This is a genomic window from Pseudomonas cyclaminis (assembly GCF_015163715.1).
In the GTDB taxonomy this organism is placed as follows: domain Bacteria; phylum Pseudomonadota; class Gammaproteobacteria; order Pseudomonadales; family Pseudomonadaceae; genus Aquipseudomonas; species Aquipseudomonas cyclaminis.
The window spans coordinates 1-6348 of record NZ_JADDUM010000352.1 but is presented as its reverse complement, the minus strand read 5'-3'; the positions used below and the strand labels follow the sequence as shown (position 1 = coordinate 6348).

The window sequence follows — 6348 nt, the reverse complement described above, 5'->3', positions numbered from 1 at the left end:
AGTTGGGCCAACAGGAACGCTTCGCGAACCCTGCTCGGCAGGCGTGCGAGCATGGCGTCTATTTCGTAGAGGGTTTCGACGATGATTGCCCGTTGCTCCGGCGACGGCTGGGTGGCTTGCGGACACAAGGCGAGACTGTCGAGCCAGGCTTTTTCCAGTTGGCGACGGCGCCAATGGTCAATGCACAAACCACGGGCGATGGTGGCCAAATAGGAGCGCTGGCGCACGTGATCGGTTTCGGTAGGCGGGCGGCTGAGCAGGCGGATGAACGTGTCGTGGGCCAGGTCGGCGGCATCCCAGCGGTCGTTCAGGCGTCGGCGCAATAAACCGAGCAGCCAGCCGTGGTGGGTGCCGTAGAGGTGGGTGAACGAGGTCGACACACTAGCCATCCAGCGCGATAGAAGCGACGGTAATAAGAATTGGTCGCGATTAAAGCAAAGGGAGCGGGTGTGCGCAAATGATATTGGTTTGCTATTGGGGGGATGTGTGCATAGGTACCTACACATCTTCCATAGGATAACCACCCAAAACTTGGGGGTTGCCCGGTGAGCGTCAAGACGGTATCTACGTAAGGGATTCGCTCGAAATGTGTAGACACCTAAGGTTGTCGGGGGCAAGCCCCCTGCCACATTTGGCCAGCGTGCATTCAGGTCGGCACGAGGAAAGCCGCCTCCAGCAACTGCCGGGTATACGCGTGCTGCGGATCAGCGAAGATGGCCCGTGCATCGCCCTGTTCCACTACCTGCCCCTGCTTGACTACCATCAACTGGTGACTCAACGCTTTCACCACCGCCAAGTCATGGCTGATAAACAGGTAAGTCAGGTTGTACTTGGCCTGCAGGCTGCGCAGCAGTTCGACCACCTGGCGTTGCACCGTGCGGTCCAGGGCCGAAGTGGGTTCGTCGAGCAAAATCAGGCGCGGTTTGAGCACCAGTGCCCGGGCGATGGCGATGCGTTGACGTTGGCCGCCGGAGAACTCATGGGGGTAGCGATGCCGGGATTCCGGGTCCAGGCCCACTTCCTTGAGCGCGGCGATAATCGCTGCTTCCTGCTCGGCCGGCGTGCCCATTTTGTGAATGCGCAAACCTTCGCCAACGATCTCACTGACGCACATGCGCGGGCTCAGGCTGCCGAACGGGTCTTGGAACACCACCTGCATTTCCCGGCGCAGCGGGCGTACCTGTTGTTGCGTCAGGCAGTCAAGCTGCTGGCCTTCGAAGCGGATGCCGCCCTTGCTGCCGATCAAGCGCAGGATCGCCAAACCGAGGGTGGATTTGCCCGAGCCGCTTTCGCCGACGATGCCCAGGGTTTGCCCTTGGGGCAGGCTGAAGTTGATGCCATCCACCGCTTTGACGTAATCGACGGTGTTGCGCAAAAAACCTTTCTTGATCGGAAACCACACCTTGAGGTCATCGACCTCCAGCAGCGGCGGCCCCACTACGTTATTGGCCGGCCCCCCGCTGGGTTCGGCCGCCAGCAGTTCCTGGGTGTAGGGGTGTTGCGGCGACTGGAACAGCGTCTCGCACTCGGCCTGTTCGACGATGCAACCCTTCTGCATCACACACACACGATGGGCAATGCGCCGCACCAGGTTCAGGTCGTGGCTGATCAGCAGCAAGGCCATGCCCAGGCGCGCCTGCAACTCCTTGAGCAGTTCGAGAATCTTCAACTGCACCGTCACGTCGAGCGCAGTGGTCGGTTCGTCGGCGATCAACAGCTCCGGCTCGTTGGCCAATGCCATGGCGATCATCACCCGCTGGCGCTGGCCGCCGGACAATTCATGGGGCAGGGCCTTGAGGCGTTTGTGCGGCTCGGGAATGCCGACCAATTCCAGCAATTCCAGGGTGCGCTGGGTGGCAACCTTGCCGGTCAGCCCCTTGTGCAGGCCGAGCACTTCGTTGATCTGCTTCTCGATATTGTGCAGCGGGTTCAACGAGGTCATCGGCTCCTGGAAGATCATCGCGATGCGGTTGCCGCGAATGTGCCGCAGGGTCTTTTCCTTGAGGGTCAGCAGGTCTTGCCCGGCGTACTCGATAGTACCGGACGGATGCCGCGCCAACGGGTAGGGCAGCAGGCGCAGGATCGAATGGGCGGTCACCGATTTGCCGGAGCCGCTTTCGCCGACCAGTGCGATGGTTTCGCCACGTTTGATGTCGAAGCTGACGTTGTTGACCACGCGGTGGTGATGCTCGCCGGTGACGAACTCGACGCTGAGGTCGCGGATTTCGATCAGATTGTCCTGATTCATCTCATTTCCTCGGGTCGAAGGCATCGCGAGCGGACTCGCCGATAAACACCAGCAGGCTCAACATGATCGCCAGCACGGCAAACGCGCTCATGCCCAGCCACGGCGCTTGCAGGTTGGATTTGCCCTGGGCCACCAGTTCGCCCAGTGACGGCGAGCCGGCGGGTAAACCAAAGCCGAGGAAGTCCAGGGCGGTAAGGGTGCCGATGGCGCCGGTGAGGATGAACGGCATGAAGGTCATGGTCGAGACCATGGCGTTGGGCAGGATATGGCGGAACATGATCGCTCCGTTCTGCATGCCCAAGGCGCGGGCCGCACGCACGTATTCAAGGTTGCGCCCGCGCAGGAACTCGGCGCGCACCACGTCCACCAGGCTCATCCAGGAGAACAGCAGCATGATGCCCAGCAGCCACCAGAAGTTGGGCTGCACAAAGCTCGCGAGGATGATCAACAGGTACAGCACCGGCAACCCGGACCAGATCTCCAGGAAACGCTGCCCGGCCAAGTCCACCCAGCCGCCATAGAAACCCTGCAAGGCCCCGGCAATCACGCCGATGATCGAGCTGAGGATGGTCAGGGTCAGGGCAAACAGCACCGACACCCGAAAACCGTAGATCACCCGCGCCAGCACATCGCGGCCCTGGTCATCGGTGCCCAGCAAGTTCACGGACGACGGCGGCGCCGGGGCTGGCACTTTGAGATCGTAGTTGATGCTCTGGTAGCTGAACGGGATCGGCGCCCACAAGGTCCAGGCGTCCTTGGCCTTGAGCAGTTCCCGGATATACGGGCTCTTGTAGTTGGCCTCCAGCGGGAACTCGCCGCCGAAGGTGGTCTCCGGGTAGCGCTTGAGCGCCGGGAAATACCAGTCGCCGTCGTAGTGCACGGCCAGCGGTTTGTCATTGGCGATCAGCTCCGCGCCCAGGCTCAGCCCGAACAGGATCAGGAACAGCCACAGCGACCACCAGCCACGTTTGTTGGCTTTGAAACGCTCGAACCGGCGACGATTGAGGGGGGACAGGTTCATCTCAATGCTCCCGGCTGGCGAAGTCGATACGCGGATCGACCAGGGTGTAGGTGAGGTCGCCGATCAGCTTCACGATCAGCCCCAGCAGGGTGAAGATAAACAGCGTGCCGAACACCACCGGGTAGTCACGGTTGATCGCCGCTTCAAAGCTCATCAGGCCCAGGCCGTCGAGGGAGAAGATCACTTCGACCAGCAATGAACCCGTGAAGAAGATGCCGATAAACGCCGAGGGGAAGCCGGCGATCACCAGCAGCATCGCGTTACGGAACACATGGCCGTAGAGCACGCGATGGTTGGTCAGGCCCTTGGCCTTGGCAGTGACCACGTATTGCTTGTTGATCTCGTCGAGAAAGCTGTTTTTGGTGAGCAGCGTCATGGTCGCGAAGTTGCCGATCACCAGCGCGGTGATGGGCAATGCCAGGTGCCAGAAGTAGTCGAGGATCTTGCCGCCCCAGCTCAGTTCGTCGAAGTTGTTGGAGGTGAGCCCGCGCAACGGGAACCAGTCGAAATAACTGCCGCCGGCAAATACCACGATCAACAGGATCGCGAACAGGAACGCCGGGATCGCATAGCCGACGATGATCGCCGAGCTGGTCCACACGTCGAAATGGCTGCCATGGCGCGTGGCCTTGGCGATCCCCAGGGGGATCGACACCAGGTACATGATCAGCGTGCTCCATAACCCGAGGGAGATGGACACCGGCATCTTTTCCTTGATCAGGTCGATGACCTTGGCGTCACGGAAGAAGCTGTCGCCAAAATCCAGCTGTGCGTAGTTCTTGACCATGATCCACAAGCGTTCCGGCGCCGACTTGTCGAAGCCGTACATCTTTTCGATTTCCTTGATCAGCGCCGGGTCCAGGCCCTGGGCGCCGCGATAGCTGCTGGAGCCGGCCACGGAGACTTCGGCGCCGCCGCCGGCAATGCGGCTGGTGGCGCCTTCAAAGCCCTCAAGCTTGGCGATCATCTGTTCCACCGGGCCACCGGGGGCGGCCTGGATGATGATGAAGTTGATCAGCAGGATCCCGAACAACGTGGGGATGATCAGTAACAGGCGACGAACAATATAGGCCAGCATTCAATCGCCTCCGCTCGCCGGATCGGCGTTCGTGTCTGTGTCCAGGGGGACGGCAGGTTTGACATTGGGTTTGCTCCACCAGGTGGCGGTGCCCACGTCATAGCGCGGCGGGACCTTGGGGTGACCCAGATGATCCCAATACGCCACGCGGAACGTCTTGATGTGCCAGTTGGGGATCACGTAGTAGCCAAACTGCAACACGCGATCCAGGGCTTTGGCATGGGCCACCAGGCTTTTGCGCGAATCGGAGTCGATCAGTTCCTCTACCAATTGGTCAACGGCCGGGTCCTTGAGGCCCATGTAGTTGCGGCTGCCGGGTTTGTCGGCGCTGGAGGATTTCCAGAATTCGCGCTGTTCGTTACCGGGCGAGGTGGATTGCGGGAAGCTGCCCACCAGCATGTCGAAGTCCCTCGAGCGGATACGATTTATGAACTGCGAGACGTCGACGCGGCGGATCACCAGGTCAATGCCCAGGTCGGCCAGGTTGCGCTTGAAGGGCAGCAGAATGCGTTCGAATTCAGTCTGGGCCAGCAGGAATTCGATCTTCACCGGTTTGCCGGTGGTGTCGACCATCTTGTCATCGACGATACGCCAGCCGGCTTCCTGCAGCAGTTGGTAGGCTTCGCGTTGCTGGGTGCGGATCATGCCGCTGCCGTCGGTCTTGGCCGGTTCGAAAGCCTGGGTGAAGACTTCGGGTGGGATCTTGTCGCGCAGCGGTTCGAGGATTTTCAGCTCATCCGGGCCGGGAAGGCCGGTGGCCGCCATCTCCGAGTTTTCGAAGTAGCTGCGGGTACGGGTGTAGGCGCCGTTGAACAGCTGCTTGTTGCTCCATTCGAAATCCAGCAACAGGCTGATGGCCTTGCGCACACGCACGTCTTCGAACATGGGTTTGCGCATGTTGAACACAAACCCCTGCATCCCGGTGGGGTTGCCGTTGGGAATCTCTTCCTTGATCAAGCGGCCTTCGGTCACGGCCGGGATGTTGTAGGCGTTGGCCCAGTTCTTGGCGCTGAATTCCAGCCAATAGTCGAACTGCCCAGCCTTCAAGGCTTCCAGGGAGACGGTGCTGTCGCGATAGTAGTCGGTGATGCGGTTATCGAAATTGTAGAAACCCTTGGCGACCGGCAGGTCCCTGGCCCAGTAATCCTTGACCCGCTCGTAGCGGATCATGCGCCCGGCCTTGACCTCGGCCACCTTGTACGGCCCGCTGCCCAAGGGCACTTCGAGGTTGCCCTTGGCGAAGTCGCGGCTCGCCCACCAATGCTTGGGCAATACCGGCAGTTGCCCGAGGATCAGCGGCAATTCGCGGTTGTTGGTGCGCTTGAACTTGAACAGCACTTTCAGCGGGTCTTCGGCAATGACTTCGTCGACATCGGCGTAATAGGTGCGGTAGATCGGCGAGCCTTCCTTGATCAGTTCCTGGAAGGTAAACACCACGTCTTCGGCGCGGATCGGGTGGCCATCATGGAAGCGCGCTTCGGGGCGCAGGTAGAAGCGGACCCAGCTGTTGTCCGGGGCTTTTTCGATCTTGCCGGCGACCAGGCCGTATTCGGTGATGGGTTCATCCAGGCTTTGCATGGCCAGGGTGTCGTAGATCAGGCTCAGATTGTCGGCCGGCACGCCTTTGGCGATGTAGGGGTTGAGGCTGTCGAAGCCGCCCATGGCCGATTCGCGGAACGTGCCGCCCTTGGGGGCATCCGGGTTCACATAGTCGAAATGCTTGAAGTCGGCCGGGTATTTCGGCGCTCGTTGTACAGCGTCAGCGCATGCTGCGGCGCCGCGTGGGCCGCGCAGCTGAGCAACAAGCCGGCAAACAGTGACGAACGCAAAGACATCATTGGGCTTTCTCCGACGCTTTGAGCCACCACGCGCTCAGGCCCAGGCTGTAGGGCGGCGTGGTGACAAAGGCGAACCGGTTGCGGTACGCCAGGCGATGATAGTTGAGGTACCAGTTGGGAATGCTGTAGTGCTGCCACAGCAGCACCCGGTCCAGGGCGCGGC

The 6348-nt window shown here is 60.8% G+C and carries 5 protein-coding genes and 1 pseudogene; all 6 read right to left on the bottom strand.

Annotation, left to right across the window (positions count from 1 at the left end; genetic code table 11):
- On the bottom strand, positions 1-389 hold a 389-nt coding region (locus IQK56_RS30300; RefSeq protein WP_193901962.1), incomplete at its 3' end, for a sigma-70 family RNA polymerase sigma factor.
- 257 nt (positions 390-646) lie between these two features.
- On the bottom strand, positions 647-2248 hold the full coding sequence (locus IQK56_RS30295; RefSeq protein ID WP_193864009.1) for an ABC transporter ATP-binding protein: 1602 nt from the start codon (positions 2246-2248) through the stop codon (positions 647-649).
- A gap of 1 nt (position 2249) precedes the next feature.
- Positions 2250-3269 (bottom strand): ABC transporter permease, encoded by a 1020-nt coding sequence (locus IQK56_RS30290; protein ID WP_122306632.1) that lies wholly within the window; start codon positions 3267-3269, stop codon positions 2250-2252.
- A 1-nt stretch (position 3270) separates the two neighbouring features.
- Positions 3271-4347 carry a microcin C ABC transporter permease YejB gene (locus tag IQK56_RS30285; RefSeq protein ID WP_032885816.1) on the bottom strand — a complete coding sequence of 359 codons (1077 nt, stop codon included), beginning with the start codon at positions 4345-4347 and terminating at the stop codon, positions 3271-3273.
- A pseudogene (locus IQK56_RS30280) lies at positions 4348-6185 on the bottom strand (extracellular solute-binding protein).
- A partial coding sequence (locus IQK56_RS31355) for a hypothetical protein (protein WP_193901961.1) occupies positions 6182-6348 on the bottom strand: 167 nt, incomplete at its 5' end. The gene IQK56_RS31355 and the pseudogene IQK56_RS30280, both read right to left, overlap by 4 nt.

Coding starts and splice junctions, on each gene's coding strand:
- IQK56_RS30290 (WP_122306632.1), bottom strand. CDS start 3,269: ATGAACCTGTCCCCCCTCAATCGTCGCCGGTTCGAGCGTTTCAAAGCC.
- IQK56_RS30285 (WP_032885816.1), bottom strand. CDS start 4,347: ATGCTGGCCTATATTGTTCGTCGCCTGTTACTGATCATCCCCACGTTG.
- IQK56_RS30295 (WP_193864009.1), bottom strand. CDS start 2,248: ATGAATCAGGACAATCTGATCGAAATCCGCGACCTCAGCGTCGAGTTC.